This window comes from Mesorhizobium sp. M4A.F.Ca.ET.020.02.1.1, from assembly GCF_004022645.1.
Lineage (GTDB): Bacteria > Pseudomonadota > Alphaproteobacteria > Rhizobiales > Rhizobiaceae > Mesorhizobium.
In genome coordinates, this window is record NZ_RZOI01000635.1 from 2,736 (window position 1) to 3,541 (window position 806).

Genomic DNA, 806 nt, shown 5'->3' on the forward strand with positions numbered 1-806 from the left:
CGAGAATGGCATAGAGGACGAAGTCCTCGCCCTTGGCGAGCGAATGCGGGCAGGTTTCCCAATGCTGACGGACCGCGGCATAGGATGTCGACGGTCCATGCCTGACGCTGACGATGTAGCCGGCGCCGACGAACAAATGCGTCTCGCCGAAGGTGACGCGGCCGTCGATCAGCTGGGCGGTGCGCGCGACGATGAACAGGGCATCGCCATATTGCTCGATCTTCGGCCGCTGGTGCGGATGCTCGGCATCCTCGATCGCCAGATCGTGCAGATGGAATTGCGCCTGTACGCGCAGCAAAAGATTGCGGTCCGGCTCCAGAAGTCCGATCCAGACGACATGGTCAGGCTTCTTGGCCCAGTCACCGGCCTCCTCGATCGGAATGTCGGCGATGCGGCGGCCGGCCGTATAGACGCTTGACGCGATGATGCCGGACGTCGGCGGCGGGGCCGGAGTGAGGTTCCGAACGTTTTCCATAACAAACTCCTGAGGCACGGCCACTGATCAGGATTCAGGAACGTTCGCGGGAGCTTAGCCTAAATTAGCACGGCGTTCGAGAGGCCATCGTTCACTTCACCGGCAGCGTGCCGGGAGCAGCGATCTTGTCCGTCTTGTCACCCTTCGGCCGCTCGGCCGGCATCTGGTCGCCGGTGACGATGTAGTAGATGGTCTCGGCGATGTTGGTGGCGTGGTCACCGATGCGCTCGATGTTCTTGGCGCAGAACAAAAGATGCGTGCAGGGCGTGATGTTGCGCGGATCTTCCATCATGTAGGTCAAAAGCTCGCGAAACAGCGAGGTATACATGGC

General features: G+C 61.0%; 2 protein-coding genes. Both read right to left on the reverse strand.

The window, feature by feature from the left end:
* Window positions 1-475, reverse strand: a 475-nt coding sequence (locus tag EN742_RS39675) for a CorA family divalent cation transporter (RefSeq protein ID WP_281035010.1), incomplete at its 3' end; no start/stop codon positions are given.
* A 91-nt stretch (window positions 476-566) separates the two neighbouring features.
* Window positions 567-806, reverse strand: a 240-nt coding sequence (locus EN742_RS28300) for a PhoU domain-containing protein (protein WP_281035011.1), incomplete at its 5' end; no start/stop codon positions are given.